Origin of the sequence: Capsulimonas corticalis (assembly GCF_003574315.2) — a bacterium.
Classification (GTDB): domain Bacteria; phylum Armatimonadota; class Armatimonadia; order Armatimonadales; family Capsulimonadaceae; genus Capsulimonas; species Capsulimonas corticalis.
Window position 1 is genome coordinate 3,043,991 of sequence record NZ_AP025739.1, and the last position, 17,313, is coordinate 3,061,303.

Here is a 17,313-nt window from a genome sequence, read left to right on the forward strand (position 1 = left end):
CGCCTTTTCATTCACTGACGAGTTACGTTCGATTATGCACGCCGCCTGTTTCGATGTCAACTCAGCGCGTCGTCGGCTTGGACGCGTTCTTAATCGGATATCCATAGGCGAAGCTATTTCCCTTGAAGCCAAGGTAGATCAGGCCGAACCGATCCCAGCTGGCCGCCATGCCGGCGGGAACGTCCAGCAGGCCCATGGGGTACCCCGAGATCTGGTCCCACGAGACGCCTTCATCGACCGATCGGAAGATGCCCCAGCGGTTATTGCCCGAGCGCTTGCCGTAAATATAGACTGCGGGATAAGCCCCTGGACGCGCCGATTTTCCAAGAGTCAATGCCCAGCAATGCTCAAAGCCGGTCAGTTTTTTGAACGAATCGCCGCCGTCCAGCGAACGCCACAGGCCATGCTCGGTCGCGCCTTCGTATCCGTCCACGAACCAGAGGTCGCCCGAGCGGAACGGGTTCGCCGCCAGCCGGCCATGGTGCGCGAAGCCCGCAACCTGGCCTGACCCCTTGGTCTGTGTCCACGTCTCGCCGCCGTCCGTGGAGCGCCAGAAGCCGCCGGCCGCGAGGTGCAGATAGAACGTTCCCGGCGTTTTCGGATCCGCCACAAGGTTGTGCTGCTGGAGCGCCGCGATCCACGAGCCCCATTGCCAGCCCATCAATTGATACTTCTGTCCGCAGGCGTCAAACACGGACGCCCCCGGCGCGCCGTCGAACGAATGGGTCTGGGTCCATGTCTTCCCGCCGTCGCGCGTGTAGAACGGCGCGGGCGAGTTCATGCTGTACTTGTTGGTCGGAACCCAGACCAGATTGGCGTGCTCCTGCGGATTAGCCCGATCGGCCTCCGGCAGCGCGCTGATGGCGATCAGGCCGTCGTAGAGCACGCAGGGATGCGAGCCGTTCGTGATGGAGGGGAAGGGAGTCCAGGTATCCCCGCCGTCGGTCGAATAGCTCGAATAGTGCGCGGTCGCCGCCTGGGGATTGCCGGCGAAGAAGTTGTCCGTGGTCACCGCCAGAAAGCGCGGCGCGTTCGGGCAGTAGGCGATATCCTGGGAGCTGGAAAGGCCGTTGTTGTTATCCCAGAGGTTCACGCCGAAGTGTTTCGCGGTGAATTTGTCGGGATCGTCGATGGTAAAGAGGGTCTCGTCCTCCACCGTCAGGATCGGCTTTCCTCCGGGCGGCAGGGCGATTTCCATGCCGACCATCTCTTCAATACCTTGCGAGAAGCTGCTCCAAACCGGCGGGCTGGCGGCGGTATCGACGGCGTCGTTCGTGTGCGCCGCGAGAATGCCGTCGTTGGCGCCGGGGACCCAGAGCGTTCCATTCGTATCAATGTAAATGCCTCCATCGGAAATCCCGTGGCCCTGCGGCCGGATCGCCGAGGGGCGCAGCCATTGGATCGGCTGCGTCTCTGAAAACTTCAAGCCCGAGCCAAAATCCGTCCAGGTTTCGCCGCCGTCGGTGGATCGGGAAAGCGCGCCGCCCCAGCCGTTGACGAAGATACGCTTCGCGTTTTTCGGATCCACGGCGATCCCGCCGACGCCGCCGCGATGCGTCTCGACGCTCTTCCACTCGCCGGCGCGGGAGCGGCGCCAGATGCGCGACGATCCATCTTCCGCGACCCAGAGATTTCCGTCTCGATCCACGGTGGCGAACCCGGGATGGCGGTCGATTCCCGCGCCCGCGCCGATATCGCGCCACTGGATCCCGCCGTCGTCGCTCATCAATACGGAGCCGGGGCCGGTCGTCAGGTAAATCCGGCGGGAAACGCTCATTCCAAATGCATTGACTTTGCCGCCGCCGGCGTCGAAGCGGGGAAGGCGGGCGTCGGCGAGCGGCGTCTTGCCGTCGCCGCCCAGATCGATCGCCACGCGCGCCCACGTTTTGCCGCCGTCCTGGCTGCGCCAAAGACCGTCCTGAGGACTGCCGAAGTACGCGATCTTGTCGTTGTTGGGATCGATCGCCAGGCGCTCGCCGAACGTCTCGTTCTCCAGCGATCCCTTCAGCGAGAGGCTGCCTGCGGTAAATGTGCGCCCGCCGTCGGCGCTGCGATAGACGTTGAGGCCCAGGCTGGGATACTGGGACGAGATATCCGCCGACCGGTTGAATGTGTAAGCGCAGAGAACGACCTTTGGGTTGAGCGGATCGATGGCGATCGCGCCGCATCCCGCCTGCACGGGCGCCGCCGCGATGCTTGCCGGAAACGCCGCCGCGATCTTGGTGGGAATCCATTCTTTGCGAACATCGTCCCAGCGGTAAAGATTATCGACATCGCCCCGGGCGTAACGAACGGCGGGATGCTGGGGATCGACGGCCATGCCGCGCATCCAGCCTCCCGCGCCGATGCGAACGGGTTTCCAGGCGTAGCGCTCAGACAGATCGGCCGCCGGCGACCGGGTGGTGTTGACAAGGCTGGCGGAGACAATGGCGGCGGGAATGATGAGGAGGGCGAGCAGACTATTTTTGATCATCGAGATATGCTGGGAATCTTTCATCGTAAGAAACGATTTTTCGGACGCGGCGCGCTATTTGCTGGTCGTTCGCGCGCTCGCCGGCGTGTGCTTGATGGCGTCGGCGACCGACTGCTTGACGCTTTCCGGCTCTTTGGACAGATCGGCGCGCATCGCCGCCCGTTGGGCGTCTTCATTCGAATGGGCGCTCTGCGATTTGCCGCAGCCCGACGCCGCGCCCATGAGAATGCACGCCGACAACACGATCATTAAATTTCTCATAACCATTACTTCTGATTGCGGCAATTGGGCGCGCGCTCCCGCCCGGCGTTTCCCGCTGGGGAGGGAGCGCGCACGGTCCCGGTATCGCGTCAATTGCGGCGGCAGTCCCACATATTCAGCGGGTCTTCCGCAGCGGTCCCGTTGTCGGAGCCGTTGGGATTGGTCGCCGAGGGGATCATCGACTTGACATGACCATCGCAGAACGCAAAGTTCGCTCGCCCGGTGTGCGTGGCCGAGACGGCGCCGTTCTGATCCAAATCGTATCCCGTTCCGGTCAACTTGGGGCTTGGCAGTTTCTGAGCGCCGAAGGGGCTGACGGACGGCGGCGCGGACCACTCGGCGCCGACTCCCATAATCAGCGCGCCATAGCTGGCGACGCCGCTGTAGTTTCCAAACGAGTTGTATCGGGACTCGTCGTCGTTATGCTTCTCGGCAAGCAGGATCGATCCGGCCGGCTGAGAGACCTGCGCCTGCGAGAGCGCCTCGGGAATGCCCGGGCTTCCGAATCCGATGGGAAACCAGGTGTTGCCCATCACGCCGCGCAAGTTGCTGGAAGCGCCCGACCAGGCCCATCCCGCGAACGGCTGGTATCCATTCGCGGCGTAAGAAACGCCCGTGCCTTCCCAGGAAGAAATGAGTCCGCCCTTGGAATCGTCGGGGCAGGCGAAGGCGGCGACGGATTTGACGTAGGGCATCACCTTGAGCACCCAGGAAGTGGAGCTCGCGTCTGGAGCGATGTTGTCCGTGCCGATCGGGTAAACCTCGTCGGAATCCTGCGTGTACTGGATCACGGCGAGCGTCAGCTGCTTCATATTGGAGGCGCAGCTGATCTGTCGGGCTTTCTCACGTGCTTTTGCGAAGACCGGGAAGAGAATTGCGGCAAGAATAGCAATGATAGCGATGGCAACGAGAAGCTCAATCAGGGTGAACGCGCGTACTTTGCGATAACTCATAACATCCCCCAAAAAGAAAACCGTAACGGGTAACTTGATGTGTCAAGCTTAAGGATAGTATATCGCTGATTGCAATGATTGTCAAGAAAATATTATTTGCGCGTTTGCCGCTGAATCCAGAGCGCGGCTTCCGTGGGCCAATGGCTGGCGGGCAGGTCTTTGGAGAGGCGCAGGCCGTAGCCGTGGCCTCCGGAATCGTAGGCGATACAGTGGTTCGGCGTCCCGTTTTTTTGCAGCGCTTTGGCGTAGTCGGTGACGTCGAACAGATCGTCATCGCGGGTTTGGGCCAGGAACATCGGCGGGGTGGACGCCGTTGGCTGCACTTCCGGCGCCGGAGACTGGGAGGCTTTGTTCCAGAGATAGGCGGGATAGATGAGCAGGGTGAAGCTGGGACGATCGCTGAATTTGTCCGCCGCGTCGACGGTGTCGTAAGTGCGGGCGCCATCCGAGCAGGAGAGTCTCGCCGCCAGATGTCCGCCGGCCGAGAAGCCGATGACGCCCAGCCGCGCGGGATCGATTCCGAATTCCCCGGCGCGCGAGCGCAGCAGGGACATCGCCCGCTGGGCGTCCTGAAACGCGGGTTCGCGGCGCTGGGGGCTGGGGACCTGTCCGTCCGGGACCCGGTAATGCAGTACAGCGGCCGCGCAGCCCAGCCCATTGAGCCAGTGGGCGATCTCGGAGCCTTCGATATCGGTGGTGACGACGTAGTAGCCGCCGCCGGGGAAGATCAGGACCGTGGGATGGGTCTTCTTGCCGTCGGCGATCGGGTAAACGGTCAATTGCGGACAGGTAATGTTGGAGAGCTTGGAGATTTCGCCGTAGCGCCCGGTCGAATCCGTCGCGGCGTCTCCGGCGCTGGATCCCGTTTCGCCGGGAGCTGTGTTCGGCCACAGGTTGAATGTGATGGGAGAGGGCGTCGCCGGCGTATCCGCCTGTCCGTTCGCCACACAGCCGATGAGAAGTGAGAAAGAGAGAAGGGCGGCAAGTCGCTGGGATGTCATGGGAATGTGAGTTCTCTGCGGTGAAATGAGGCGATCCGAAGAAAGGTCTTCGGATCGCCGCTGGCGATGGAGATTAGTCGTTCGGATAGGCCGGAACGAACATCTGGCGGGTGAACTTGCCGCGCTGCAGATACTTCACATGGCCGTCGGTGAACGCCACATTGGCGCCGTTGTTGTGACGCAACGCGACATTCTGCGGGCCGCAGGGCGAGCCGAACGGGTTGCCGCCGGAGTCGGCGGATCCGGATCCGCCGTCCTGGAAGGGGGAGCCGTCGACACAGCTTCCAGCCGCTTTCGCCTGTGCGTCCGAGACCAGCCGCTCATTCGGGCTCCAGCCGGCGGAGGCCGTGTTCCAGCTGCTCCAGAAGTTCGGATCCTGGCTGCCGTCGGGCATCGCCCAGTTCGCCTGGTGGAACGCGGCGCCGACGACTTCCCAAGGGCCGCCATTCTTCCACTGAGTGGATTCGGTAATCAGGATGGTCGAAGCGGGGCGGACAACCTGCGCCAGCGCCGATCCCGCCATCAGCGCGGAGAGCGAGTAGCCGTCGTTGCGGTGTGGAGGCGTCTGAGCGTCGAGGCCAATGAAGGTGTTCTTCTGGTCGGGGCACTGGCTGACGAGATTTGACTGGGAATACGGCTTGAGGAAGTCAGTCCAGGAGAGGTCGCTTCCATCCGCGGCCGTACCGTTGGCGAACGGATAGATTTCGTCGTTGTCCTGAACGTATTGCAGCGCCGCCATCCCCATCTGCCGCTCATTGGAGGCGCAGGACGTTTGCCGGGCTTTCTCCCGCGCCTGTGCGAAGACGGGGAAGAGAATGGCCGCCAGTATCGCAATGATTGCGATGACAACGAGAAGCTCAATCAAAGTAAATCCGGTGCGTTTCATCTGTTTTCTCCTAGTGCCTAAGTTTTCGAGAGCGATCGATATCTGGATTGCTATTATTTCTTTTAATACAAAAATACGTCATTGGTTATCCGGACAGAATGTGGGATGTTGGCGCCTCCTTCCCGCGCGATCTCCGCAAGCTTGACACGTCAAGTTATCTAATGCAGTATATAACCTATCGCGATTGTTGTCAAGCTTGCGGATGGATTCTTCGTTCGGCGTTTTTAGCGCGCGCTGAACGTCGCGGCGTACGGACCGGAATACTCCGTGCCGGCGGCGAGGAGGTTGGTGTAGTCCGGCGCCGAGGTCGCGGATGTGGGAGGCATGCCCGGCGAAACCGCCGCGCCGCGCAGGAACTTCACATGGCCGTCGGAGAGCAGATAGTTGGAGCCGTCGGTGTGCCGGCCCGTGGGGTTCTGCGTACACTTGCCGAAGGCGTTGCCGTTCTGGTTATCCATATAGCCGGTGTCGTATTTCAGGCTGAATCCGGACGCCGGGTTCAGATAGTCGCAGGTGGTGCCGTAGCCAGCGATGGATCCCTGTTCGTTGACGTCGGTGACGTCCGTGGTCAGGCCGGTGATTTCGCACAGCATCACCGTCTTGGCCGGCGAATTGAGTCCGGCCAGGTTTCCGCCGGTGGGGTTGGTCTGCCACGGCGCCAGGGCGCGGTTCCAGGAATAAGAGAGCGCGGAGCGATTGCCGGCGCTTTGCGTGCTGTCGTCCGGGCAGGTATAAACGCCGCGCGACTTGACATACGGGTAGATCTTTCCAGCCCATCCCCATGTATTGGAATACTGGCCGTTATCTCCAAAGTTGCTGGAGGGGAAAGTCTCGTCGTTGTCTTGCGTATATTGCACAAAACCCAGCCCAAGCTGCTTGAGGTTGCTGAGACACTGCGTCTGCCGCGCTTTCTCACGGGCTTTGGCGAAGACGGGGAAGAGAATAGCGGCAAGAATAGCAATGATGGCTATCACAACGAGCAGCTCGATCAAGGTAAAAGCCGATGTCGATGATTTCTTCATTCGTACACTCCTGGTGATACCGGTATAATGCGATTGATTATCCTGGGATAATTATAAGACCATTCTTCTCATTTCGTCAAGTGTTATTTTTCAGACGATATAAAAATCCCATTATTTACGGTTAATACCGAATATTTCCGAAATGCTTTGACAAATTTCGGATCCTTTGCTATGATGGTGCAGTATACTTATCCCAGGATAATTTGAACATCAGTCATGACAACACAGAAGGCGCGGATAGAACCCAATCAGGAAACGAAGGTCCAGTCGGTGCACCGTCGGCTCTCGGAGCTGGCGCACCAGAGCGGGCCTGACGCGAAATTGCCCACGGTCAGCGAACTGTGCCTCTCCTTCGGGACGAGCCGTTCGACGATCAACGACGCGCTGGAGCAATTGGAGGCGCAGGAAGTCATTCGGCGCCGGCGCGGAAGCGGGATCTTCGTGTCGCCGAAGATCACGAACCGCAGCATCGCATTGTTGTTCCGAGTCGATTTCTTTCGAGAACGCGTCGCATCGCCGTTCTGGGATATCCTGTGGAGCAAATTTATCCTCGCCGCCCAGGCGCGCAGCGAGATTCGCTCGGATTCGTTCACCGTCCATATCCTGCACGCCAAGGACGGGCGACTCCAGGCGCTGGACGACCATTTGACGCGGCTCATTGAGACGGGGCGGATCAGCGGCGTTCTTGGCGTCGGTCTCGAACTGGAGACCGTGGAATGGATCCGTGGGCAAGGCGTTCCGGTCATCGGTTTCGCCGGCCTCGGGCAGTGGCATGTCGTGATCTCAGGGGAAGAGATCGTGCGGCTCGCCGCGAAGCATCTGATCGAGCGTGGCTGCAAACGCCCGCGCCTTTGGATCGCCGGCCATTATGTCCATATTGTCGACTGGCGTAATCCGGCCATCAAGCAGGAAGCGTCGCTGGACCGTGACGTCGAGGCGTTTCGCGAAGTTCTGGAGGCCAGCCATCTGCCGTTTCAGGCCGATCGGGTCTGGAGCTACGCGCAGCAGATGGATCCGCCGCTGCTTCAGGAGCAGGGCGCCTGGGCGGCCGAGCGGCTGCTGAATGAGGGACTTGCCGAGGAGACCGACGGGCTGATCCTGACCAACGACTTGATGGCGCTTGGGGCGATGAAGGTTCTCCAGCGCAGCGCGGCCGGCCGAAAGATCCAGGTCGCCACGCACGCCAACAAAGGCGCCGCCACGCTGTATGCGTTCGACGATGTCCTGACACAGGTGCTGGTGGACCCGGAAGAGATCGTCCGCGCCATGTTCCAGCTCCTGGACGCCGTGATGGCGGGCAAGCAGCCGGAGAAGGATTTCGTGACCATCGGGCCGTCGTCCCTGACATTGCCGATGAAAGCTTCTCGATAAATATTGAAGAAGGAGGGATCGCGATCGGTTAATTTAGTTCTAAAAGATACAAAAGTAATACAGATGTGCTTGATGTCAAAGGAGATGGAAAAAACATGACTCGGAAACTTACCGGACGGATTCACGGAGCCGCCGCTCTCCTCATCGTGGGGGGCTGGCTGGGCGGCGCATTGGGGACGCCCCCGGCGTCGGCGGACGATATTTATAACTGGAGGTCCGTCACAATCGGGGCGGGCGGCTTCGTCACCGGGTTCCTGACACATCCGCTCGACGCCAATGTGCGTTACTGCCGCACCGATGTCGGCAACGCCTATCGCTGGAACAGCGCCACAAGCCGCTGGATCCCCATGGTAGTTCACAATCAGGGCAGCCCCGCCGGCATGCCTTCGGCGGCGTCTCCCGCGCCGGGACAGAGCGGAGTGGAGAGCATTGCTTTTGATTCTAAAGCAACTAATGTTATCTATCTCGCTTATAAGAATGGATTTTCGAACGATGTTTCGTCCCAGTACACGGCGGTTAAAGGCAGTGTTTACAAAAGCGTCGATGGGGGGCAGACATTCACGGGCAGCGATCTCAACATCGATATGAACCCCAACGGCAGTCAGCGTTCGCTGGGTGAGCGGATGATGGTGGATCCGAACAATTCGTCGATCCTCTACTACGCCTCGCTCGACAACGGCCTCTGGCGCAGCACAAATGGCGGCGTGAACTGGACTCAGGTGACGGGCGGCGGCGCGCCGTCTTCCTCCGCCGGTTTACTCGGCGTGCGCTTCGCGCCGACCGACGGGACTGTCAGTAACTTTGGTCAGACCGTCTCCAAGAGTATCTACGTCGTCAATCCCAGCGGGCCAATCCTCAAAAGCTCGGACGGCGGCTCGAACTGGACCGATATCGCCAGCGGCCAGGGGATCGAGGGGCACGCCACCACATCGACGGTCGGGCCGGATGGCGCATTCTGGGCCGCGACTAACAGCGGCTCCGTGGTGTGGCGCTACTATAACGGCTCCTGGCAGACACAGCAGGACTACTTCACGTCCGGCGTCTACGAAACGATCGTCGGCATCGCGGTGGATCCGCACAACGCTACGCACTACTGGGCCGTGGGCGACGGCGGCGCGCTGCTCTACGCGAACTTTGGGAGCAGCTATACGTCCGCGGGACGCCAGTTCTACTTTGCGAACTCGCTGGGATGGGTTCCGCAAAATCCACAGGGGTATCGCTCCAATGGCGGTATATACTACGATAAGAACGGAACGCTCTGGGTTCCCATGGGCAACGAAGGCGTGCTGACCTATTCGCCCACCAACAGCGAGACGGACACGAATCCGCCGTACTGGACGATCCAGTCGCAGGGCATCGAAGAGTTTGTCACGCACGACGTCATCATGCCGCCCGGCGGCAAAACGGTGGTTGCGGTGGAGGACGCCACCGGTTTGGTGATCAGCGACCCCGCGCAGTTCACGGCCACCCAGATTCCATTGCAAAATCAATTGATCTCCAACGGAACGAGTGTGGCGTACTGCCCGAACAACTCAGCGTATCTCGCGGTTGTCAGCGCGGACGTCAATTTCACGGGCTCCGGATTGAACTATTCCGGATACTCCACCGATGGGGGAACGAGCTGGCATGCGTTTGGGGCTTATCCGAAGGATCCGAGCGGCAATCAGGTCAACCAGGCCGGCAGCATCGCCATCTCGCGGCGCAACGGCTGGGGCAACGGCGCCGACCATCTGGTCTGGCTTCCGAGTCAGAATTACCCCCCTTACTACTCCACCGACGGCGGTTCGAGCTGGCGTCTGAGCACGACGTTCCCGGCGGATACGTCCTCCGGCAATTACGGCAAGCTCAACGGCGCCACCGGCGACTGGACCTTCGTGCTCAAGCAGCGGCAATTGGTGGCCGATCCGTTTGTGGCGAACAAGTTCTACCTGAACCTCGTCTGGCCGGGCTTCTTCGTCTCCACGGATGGCGGCGTCACCTGGACGCAGCAGTCGAACGGTCTGCCCACCTCCACTCATCACGGCCAGATCGGCGTGAACCGAAATGTCCAGAACGATCTCTGGTTTGTGGACGGCTGGGAAGGGGCATCGGCGCACGGGCTCTGGCACTCCACGAACGGCGGCGCGAACTTCACGAACACCAACGCCTTCGACTACGCCATTAGCCTGACGCTGGGCGCGGGCAGCGGCATTTCGGGCGACCAGTCCTACAGCGTCTATGTTTACGGACGCCGGACCGGCGACGCCAACTGGGGCGTTTTCCGCTCTAACGACGGCGGCGCGACGTGGATGCGGATCGCCTACTACCCCGCCGGCATCTTCGATCAGCCGACCTGCATGGCGGCGTCCTGGGACACCTACGCCAAGGTGATCATTGGATTTGGAGGGAACAGCTACGTCATTGGCGATAAGAGCAGCGGCTTGCAGGACACCGCCGTTTATAACTTCGAAAGCGGCGTGCAGGGGTGGAGCGCATTGAGCGCCAACTGCGGCGTGACGGCGTCCACGTCCCAGACGTACGCCGGAAGCGGGGCGCTTGCCGTCACGCTCAACACGTCAGGCGCCGATACCGCCTCGGTGCGCGTCCTCAACACTGGATCGTCCACGCCCATGCCGGCGGCGGGCGCGACCGTCACATACCATGTCTGGGTTCCGTCCGGCGGCTCGGTCGTTTCGGCGAGCGCGTTCAGCCAGGACGCCAACTGGGGCTGGGCGGGAAATACGGTCAACCTCACGGCGGGGCAGTGGAATACGGTGACGCTGACGGTTCCTACCAATGCGGTCACGCCTCTCAATGCGATTGGCCTCCAGTTCACCACCAACGCGACGTCTCATGCGGTCTGCTCCGTGGACAGCGTCAACTTCCCGCTCTCCGGTCCCAGCGGCTCGCTCACGGGCAGCGCGGCCAGCATCACCAGCGCCACGACTGAAAACCTGACCACCGACGGCTCGATCGACTGGGCGCACTGGGGATACAGCGGTACGGGGATCGATCATAAGTCCAACGGTTCGGGCGGCGCTGTGGGAGCGATCAGCGCTTTGACGCTGATCGGCTCCAGCTATCTCTCGACCTTCAGCGACAATATGACCGGCTTTACCTGGACCGACGGGACGCCGCACGGCAGCGTCTCCGGCAGCAAGACGGGCGTCTTCACCGCCGGGACCGGCAACGGTTTCAGCGTGACGCTTCCCGCCGGAACAACGGCCAAGACGGCGAAGATCTGGGCGGGCGGCTGGAACAGCGACGCCAAGCTGACCGCGCATCTCTCCGACGGCTCGGCCGCGGATTATGTGGACACCAGCCTGGGATACGATAAGCCGGGCAATACCGACGGCCAGCATTTCTATGGCCTCTACACACTGACCTACAAGGCGGCGTCCGCCAATCAAACACTCACGGTCTCGTGGGTGCAGACGGCCGGCAGCGGCAACGTCTCCTTCGACGCGGTGGCCGATCCGCCGGCGAAGTAAGATCGGTCGGGAAAGAAAACCGGCGGAGAGATTTTCCATCTCTCCGCCGGTAATTATTTTGTCTGAAGCTGGAGATATCCCATGGCTTGCGGGGAGAGGTGCGGGCAGCCATAGACGACCGGCGCCCAGTCCATCGCCAGCAGGCGGCGCGCTTCGCCGGCGGGGGCGGGGAGGTATTTGTAGCGGATGAAGTTCGCGCGCATCGTCAGCGGAGCGTACTTGTTTCGTCCCAAACGGCGCAGCGCCGAGGCGGGGATCGCCATATCGACGATCCAGCCGCCATGCGCGTCGATCCGCGCGGCCGTGCGCCAGCCGTCGAGATCCCAGGAAAGATCCGTCCACCAATCCCGCTGTGAGACCTCCGATTCCAGAAGGCCGTCGGCGTCGCTGCGCGGCTCGGCGGTCAGGGTCGCGAGCTGATCGAACGTATCGTTGCTGGGGCTGACCTCCAGCTCGATCCACTGCCGCGCGTCGCCTTTCACGTCCAGAAAAACCTCCACGGCGTCGCCTTTCCAGATCGGGGAATCATGCCCATGATTGGGAATGTATTGTTGGTCGTCGTCGCAGAGAAAGCGGACGTAGAGCGCGTCTTCCGACCAGAGGAGCTTGACTTGCGTGGCGAGGGGGTGGAGATCTTTTTGTTGATCTCCCAGACAAAGGCCCAGCGCGGGGATCGCGGCGGCGTCCTTCCAGGCGGGATCCGCCGGGTCCGCGTCCAATTTCGGCGTCGTGGGCGTACGGGGAACCGAAAGGGTGGGCGGCGTGCGCGCGAGGGCAAAACCGCTTTGCGCCGTTCCGAGCGACAAAGCGGCCAAGTATGCGATGGTTACGATCGATTTCATCTCTGTGAGTTGGCCTTGGCGGGGGATTATTTTTGTTACAAGCGCTTGGAAAAAGCCCGCGACGTTTTATTGGATTGCGTGTTTCGTCGCGGGCCGATCGTCCCAGAAGATTAGTGTTTGGACATATTGAAGAACATCTCCCCATGACCTCGCCCGAGTGAATCGAACTGCTGCTTATCTTCCGGTGAGAGTTTCTGGTAGTCTCCGCCGGTGTCCTTGATTTTTTGGGCGATCCAGGATTGCGTTTCCGGCGGAGTGCTGTTCGCGGGAGATACGGCCACCGGGGAATCCGGCGCTCCTTTACTTCCGCATCCGAAGAGAAAGAAACTCCCGAACAGCACGCTGCAAACGACAAACATGCCCTTGTGTAATGGACATTTCACGAAGACTTTACCTTTCTACTGGCAGTTAATCGTGGATTCATTGTTGCAGCTGGGATCGGCGGCGGGATATTTGCTCGCGTCAAATTGATTGTCTTCGCAGCCCACTCCTGGTTTGCAGCGAACGTCCCAGTTCTCGTCCTTCAAGGTTCCTTGCTTGAAGAACTTTACATGACCATCGCAAAAAGCGAAGTTTGCCCCGGCTGTGTGCCGCCATGCGACTTGCTTATTATTCCAAAACGTTCCTAAATAGTCGTTGGCCCAGCTTTCCGAGGAGTGATCCTTGATCATGGCGGGATGCGGGGTCGCGCTTTCACCCGCCGATTCCGCGAGACCGTTCCCTGCTAAATTCGTCACGCTGTCAAAAGCGAACACGATAGTCGCCGGGGCATCGATTTTCGCGATCGATACGGTGTCTCCATAGAACTCCGCGCCGGCGCGGCTTCCGAGCGGTCTTGGGTCCAGCAGTCCCCAAACTTGCGAGTTGACTGAATAGGTGCTTTTTCGTGTGGCGACATCCGGGCAGCTAATCACCGATGCTCCCGCGCCTTGCCCCGTATTGGGGTCGTAATTTTTGATGTACGGTGAAAGCTGAGGCCACACGCTGCCGCCGAAGGGCGAATACGAAAAGCCCCCCTTCTCATCGTAGTCCTGTACGTATTGCACGGCGGCTAACCCAATCTGCTTGAGGTTACTGGCGCAGCTGATCTGCCGGGCCTTTTCGCGAGCCTTGGCGAAGACAGGGAAAAGAATCGCCGCAAGTATCGCAATGATTGCGATAACTACGAGAAGCTCGATCAATGTAAAACCTTTGCTCTTCATAAGTTCTCCTTGAATACGAATGTATTAGGCGCTTCATTTGCGCTTTATGAACCGAGTATATCACAGGATTGCATATCAGTCAATAATAATTTTACATGTCTTGTTTTTTGCCTGGGACTTGTCACATGAAAATCCCCTCACACGCTCGTTCAGACAGTCTGAATACGACTTTTTGTGAGCGATTCCCACTCATCCATGGCGAAACAAGCGCCGTTGAGATAACTACGGCTAATTTGTAAAATAAATATTGACAAGAAGGCGAAGAAAGATTGACCAATGGGGAGAACGATGTTATACTAAGGCCGTGACTATTGAATTCAAACCGAGAAAATACGAGCGCCTTGCTTCCGAACTGCGCGATCTCATTCGCGGAGGGTCCCTGAAGCCCGGCGACCAGCTTCCGACCTTCGCCGAGCTGCATCTGAAGTCCGGGATCACCAAGCCGACCATCATCCGCGCGCATACGCTGCTGGAGCGCGAGGGGCTGATCACGCGGCGGCGCGGGCACGGGACGTTTGTCGCGGAGCCGGCGGCCGGCGCCGCCGCCGGGCCGATGACGGACACCATCGCCGTCTTCACGCCATACGGCGGCGTCGCCGCGCAGCGGACGTACCATTCGCCCGGCTGGGCGATCCATACCACGGCGGGAGTATTGGAGCGGGTCTCGGAGGCCGGCAAGCACGCGATCCTGCTGCATCCCGATCGCGTGACTGAGCGCGACATTGAATGGCTGACCACGCAGCGTACGCTGGGAGCGATCGTTTACGGAGAAAATGAGCTGGATGTCGCTCACTTGCAGATGATCATCTCCTCGTTTGTGAAGGCCGGCGTGCCGATCGCGGAGATGGATCAGCCCCCCGGCAGCGTCGTCTGCGACCGCGTGGAGTCCGATCATGAGCAGGGCGCGTATGAATTGACGCAATGGCTGATCGCGCGCGGTCGCCGGCGTATTCTGCCGATTATGCCGCTGACGGACGAGTTCCACTGGGGGGCGCGCCGCATCGCGGGATATGAGCGGGCGATGCGCGAAGCTGGTCTGGCGCCGATGGCGCCGATCGGCAACCCCGTGCCGGGAGACGCGCCCGTGACCCGGGCCGAATTCGACGCAGTGACCCGTACGCGCGCCGCGACTCTGATCGAAGTGATGGTTGGCGACGACGCGTGCGACGCCCTGCTGCTGGCGACCGACGGATTGGTGTTCAGCTACGCGGCCGCCTGTCGGATGTTCGGCAGGCAGCCGAACCGCGACGTGCTTCTGGCGGGATATGACAACTACTGGGAGGACGCCCCGGAGCGCGAGGCCGGATGGGAGACGGCGCGGCCGGACATCACCGTCGATAAAGACAACCACAGGATCGGCGCGGAACTTGTTCAGCTCCTCCTCGACCGCCTGGAAGGACGATTGCCCAGCGAGCCGCAGCTCCGAATGATCCCTCCCAAAGTGATCGTCCTTTCGGACGCCGTCGGCGATCCGAAAATCCTTCCACAAAACGCATAAGTAAATTTATTATTTACTTATGCGTTTTTGCGAATAATTTCGCGCGGATGTATAAAATATATTGACAAGTAGGCGATGGTGGAGTATGATATTCTGACAATCGTCTTAAGTTTTGTCGCGCCTGTCGCCATACAGCATTTCCACTAAAGAAGGTTTCCATGCATTCCAGCACCCTGACTTACGAATCCTCCGCCGAGACTTTCGCCAAGCCGGAGACGTTCCAGATTTCCGGTCCCGGTCTGACGCTGACGTTTTCGCTGTCGGACGGACGCCTCGCGCTGGCTCAGATGCAGCGTGAGGATGGAAAAACGCTGCTGCATTGCGAAGCGGAGGACGAACTTGCTCATAGCGGCGCCGTGGGAAATCCGCTTGCCGTGATCGTTCGGCGCGGACCGGGCATGGGGCAGCGGTTTGGGCTGGAGGCGTTCCGGATCACCGGTATGTCGCGCGGCGAGCGCCGCCTGCTCGCCTATTTCGATCATGAAACGCTGCCGCTGCAATTCGCGCTCGAGGTTTCGGTGGAGGGCCATGTGGCGTCGTGGCGCGGTCAAGCGGGCTGGAACGGCGATGAGACCTGGGAGGCGGATTTCTACCTGCCGCTGTTCTCACGCATCGTCTTCGATCACGCAGAGACGGATCGGGCGATCCTGCCGGCGAACTCCGGATCCGTGTTTTCGGGGCTGAATGGCCGGGCCGTGTGCCGCACGTACATCGGTAACTTTGCGTCGCCGGTGATGCTGGCGGAAGGCGGCGGACGCGGCCTCGCTCTGCTGGACGACAACCTGGCCGACTACGCCGCCGAACCCGGCGCTTGTGTCCAGCGCGCCTTTTGCGCAGGCTCTTTCTTTCCGCCAGCGTTGGAAGGGGAAGAACGTCTGGCCGGAGAAGAAGACCTGGGGCCGTTTGTCGGCGTGCGCCACACGCGCCGCTTTCGCGCCGTTTCGGAACTTGGACTGACGGACGACGACATGACGGCCGAGAATTGGAGCCGCACCCACGAGGCTCCCATGGAGCTGCGCGGCGACGCCGCCGATTTCGGGCCGATTCGAACGTACGCCTATCATGGCTCCTGGAAAGCCGGCGCGCTCTGGCTGCGCGAGCGCCGCGCTCATGTGGCGCTGCGCCGCTCCCCGGCGCAGTGGTGGCGGAACACGACGTTTGTTTCGGAGGATATGGGCGACGCCATGGTGCGCCGGAACCAATCCTTTCACGATTATCCCACGCTGCTGGAGAACAAGCGCGCGATTGGAAGCGACGTCTTCCACCTGCCGGGATTCCATGACGCCGAGATGCTGGGCGACACGCACAACTGGCAGAACCGGGGCGATTATCACTACGCCGCCGAAAACTTAGGAGGCCCGAGCGCCGCGCGCGCCGGCGTGGACGCCGTCCACCGCGCCGGCGGACGCGTCTTCTACTATGTCGAGGGACTGATCCTCTGGAAACGGTCGCGAATCGGCAAATCGCGCGGCCGCGACTGGGCGCTGCTTCAGGAGGACGGGACGCCGTACGAGCACTACAAGGGCTTCTGGCATCCCTGTCCCGCCTGCCCGGAATGGGCCGACTGGCTCGCCGAGTCCTGCGCGGACATCGTGCGCTCGCTCGGAGTCGACGGTTTCTTTATCGATTCGATCGGCGCGACGGATTACCATCGCTGCTTCAATCCGGCCCACAATCACCCGCATCCGGATATCTGGACCTGGGGCGTGCGCGATCTGCTGCGGCGCGTGCGCGCGGCGGTGGACCGGGTCAATCCCGAGACGGTGCTGCTGATCGAAGGCGCGGCGGACCTGGCGCGCGAATTCGTGGACGGCTCCCTATCGCACACGCACGATTGGAGCAAGGACAGCTTCGGCGTCCCGCTGCTGCGCTTCCTGCATCCCGAAATGCGCGTCTTTGAAAGCTGGGGAGACAGTCCCGCGAAATCCCCTCGGGCGCGGCACATCTGGAACGCCGTTCACGGACACCGGATCTACGCGCATGAACCCGCGCGCGCCCAGATGGGCGATTTGGCTCGTCGCACACGCCGTTACTTCGATTCCTTCCCCGAAATCACCGAAGCGCCAATGTCCGTCGCCGACATCGAAGTGTCGAGCCCCGGCGCCATCGCCGCCTTGTTTGAGAGCCTGCCTCCCGTCGTCACGGTCGGATCGACTTCGGGAGCAGCCTGCGAAATCGACCTGACACTGCCCCTGGGCATGGCGGCGGGCGTACTGTTCGACCGCGTGACCGGTGACCGCGTTCCCGTTCATGCGGGAACGGCGCGCGTTGCGCTGGAGGGGCATGATTTCCGGGCTTATGAGGTGAGAGTTTGAGATGCCCTGCAAACCCACC

Annotated in this window: 13 protein-coding genes; 4 read left to right on the forward strand and 9 right to left on the reverse strand. The window is 60.9% G+C overall.

All coding sequences use genetic code 11. The features are described 5' to 3' along the window. Positions 1 to 61 precede the first annotated feature (61 nt). From D5261_RS12865 to D5261_RS12895, 6 genes are all read right to left on the reverse strand, one after another. A complete protein-coding gene (locus D5261_RS12865; protein WP_165864196.1) occupies positions 62 to 2,473 on the reverse strand; it encodes a WD40/YVTN/BNR-like repeat-containing protein in 2,412 nt (803 codons plus the stop codon). A 54-nt stretch (positions 2,474 to 2,527) separates the two neighbouring features. Next, the gene (locus tag D5261_RS12870; RefSeq protein ID WP_119321425.1) at positions 2,528 to 2,722 is read right to left on the reverse strand and encodes a hypothetical protein; all 195 of its coding nucleotides are present in this window, start codon (positions 2,720 to 2,722) and stop codon (positions 2,528 to 2,530) included. A gap of 101 nt (positions 2,723 to 2,823) precedes the next feature. Further along, positions 2,824 to 3,687, reverse strand: coding sequence for a DUF1559 family PulG-like putative transporter (locus tag D5261_RS12875; protein ID WP_119321426.1), 864 nt, complete (start codon positions 3,685 to 3,687; stop codon positions 2,824 to 2,826). Positions 3,688 to 3,779: 92 nt separating this feature from the next. Then, positions 3,780 to 4,688 (reverse strand): alpha/beta hydrolase, encoded by a 909-nt coding sequence (locus tag D5261_RS12880; RefSeq protein ID WP_119321427.1) that lies wholly within the window; start codon positions 4,686 to 4,688, stop codon positions 3,780 to 3,782. A gap of 73 nt (positions 4,689 to 4,761) precedes the next feature. After that, positions 4,762 to 5,574, reverse strand: a complete 813-nt coding sequence (locus D5261_RS33430; protein ID WP_119321428.1) for a prepilin-type N-terminal cleavage/methylation domain-containing protein — start codon at positions 5,572 to 5,574, stop codon at positions 4,762 to 4,764. Between the two features lie 224 nt (positions 5,575 to 5,798). Further along, the gene (locus D5261_RS12895; RefSeq protein ID WP_119321429.1) at positions 5,799 to 6,596 is read right to left on the reverse strand and encodes a DUF1559 family PulG-like putative transporter; all 798 of its coding nucleotides are present in this window, start codon (positions 6,594 to 6,596) and stop codon (positions 5,799 to 5,801) included. Positions 6,597 to 6,812: 216 nt separating this feature from the next. On the opposite strand from D5261_RS12895, the gene D5261_RS12900 reads away from it, so the two are divergent. Together D5261_RS12900 and D5261_RS12905 are read left to right on the forward strand one after the other, a co-directional pair. Next, positions 6,813 to 7,967, forward strand: coding sequence for a GntR family transcriptional regulator (locus D5261_RS12900; protein ID WP_119321430.1), 1,155 nt, complete (start codon positions 6,813 to 6,815; stop codon positions 7,965 to 7,967). Positions 7,968 to 8,062: 95 nt separating this feature from the next. Then, positions 8,063 to 11,437, forward strand: coding sequence for a hypothetical protein (locus tag D5261_RS12905; RefSeq protein ID WP_119321431.1), 3,375 nt, complete (start codon positions 8,063 to 8,065; stop codon positions 11,435 to 11,437). A gap of 53 nt (positions 11,438 to 11,490) precedes the next feature. On the opposite strand, the gene D5261_RS12910 is transcribed toward D5261_RS12905, so the two are convergent. From D5261_RS12910 to D5261_RS12920, 3 genes are all read right to left on the reverse strand, one after another. Beyond that, the gene (locus D5261_RS12910; RefSeq protein WP_119321432.1) at positions 11,491 to 12,279 is read right to left on the reverse strand and encodes a carbohydrate-binding family 9-like protein; all 789 of its coding nucleotides are present in this window, start codon (positions 12,277 to 12,279) and stop codon (positions 11,491 to 11,493) included. A 110-nt stretch (positions 12,280 to 12,389) separates the two neighbouring features. Beyond that, positions 12,390 to 12,662, reverse strand: a complete 273-nt coding sequence (locus D5261_RS12915) for a hypothetical protein (RefSeq protein ID WP_125205967.1) — start codon at positions 12,660 to 12,662, stop codon at positions 12,390 to 12,392. A gap of 15 nt (positions 12,663 to 12,677) precedes the next feature. After that, positions 12,678 to 13,481: a DUF1559 family PulG-like putative transporter gene (locus D5261_RS12920; RefSeq protein WP_119321434.1), complete on the reverse strand. Its 804-nt coding sequence runs from the start codon at positions 13,479 to 13,481 to the stop codon at positions 12,678 to 12,680. A 304-nt stretch (positions 13,482 to 13,785) separates the two neighbouring features. Here D5261_RS12920 and D5261_RS12925 point away from each other — a divergent pair, with 304 nt between their 5' ends. Together D5261_RS12925 and D5261_RS12930 are read left to right on the forward strand one after the other, a co-directional pair. Then, complete coding sequence (locus tag D5261_RS12925; protein ID WP_125205968.1) at positions 13,786 to 14,979, forward strand: GntR family transcriptional regulator; 1,194 nt, start codon at positions 13,786 to 13,788, stop codon at positions 14,977 to 14,979. A 158-nt stretch (positions 14,980 to 15,137) separates the two neighbouring features. Further along, positions 15,138 to 17,294 carry a DUF6259 domain-containing protein gene (locus D5261_RS12930; protein WP_119321436.1) on the forward strand — a complete coding sequence of 719 codons (2,157 nt, stop codon included), beginning with the start codon at positions 15,138 to 15,140 and terminating at the stop codon, positions 17,292 to 17,294. The last annotated feature ends 19 nt before the right edge of the window (positions 17,295 to 17,313 follow it).

What these genes read in the sequence shown, in the direction of transcription:
- D5261_RS12865 (WP_165864196.1), bottom strand. Translation starts at nt 2,473, where the DNA reads ATGATCAAAAATAGTCTGCTCGCCCTCCTCATCATTCCCGCCGCCATT.
- D5261_RS12870 (WP_119321425.1), bottom strand. Translation starts at nt 2,722, where the DNA reads ATGATCGTGTTGTCGGCGTGCATTCTCATGGGCGCGGCGTCGGGCTGC.
- D5261_RS12875 (WP_119321426.1), bottom strand. Translation starts at nt 3,687, where the DNA reads ATGAGTTATCGCAAAGTACGCGCGTTCACCCTGATTGAGCTTCTCGTT.
- D5261_RS12880 (WP_119321427.1), bottom strand. Translation starts at nt 4,688, where the DNA reads ATGACATCCCAGCGACTTGCCGCCCTTCTCTCTTTCTCACTTCTCATC.
- D5261_RS33430 (WP_119321428.1), bottom strand. Translation starts at nt 5,574, where the DNA reads ATGAAACGCACCGGATTTACTTTGATTGAGCTTCTCGTTGTCATCGCA.
- D5261_RS12895 (WP_119321429.1), bottom strand. Translation starts at nt 6,596, where the DNA reads ATGAAGAAATCATCGACATCGGCTTTTACCTTGATCGAGCTGCTCGTT.
- D5261_RS12900 (WP_119321430.1), top strand. Translation starts at nt 6,813, where the DNA reads ATGACAACACAGAAGGCGCGGATAGAACCCAATCAGGAAACGAAGGTC.
- D5261_RS12905 (WP_119321431.1), top strand. Translation starts at nt 8,063, where the DNA reads ATGACTCGGAAACTTACCGGACGGATTCACGGAGCCGCCGCTCTCCTC.
- D5261_RS12910 (WP_119321432.1), bottom strand. Translation starts at nt 12,279, where the DNA reads ATGAAATCGATCGTAACCATCGCATACTTGGCCGCTTTGTCGCTCGGA.
- D5261_RS12920 (WP_119321434.1), bottom strand. Translation starts at nt 13,481, where the DNA reads ATGAAGAGCAAAGGTTTTACATTGATCGAGCTTCTCGTAGTTATCGCA.
- D5261_RS12930 (WP_119321436.1), top strand. Translation starts at nt 15,138, where the DNA reads ATGCATTCCAGCACCCTGACTTACGAATCCTCCGCCGAGACTTTCGCC.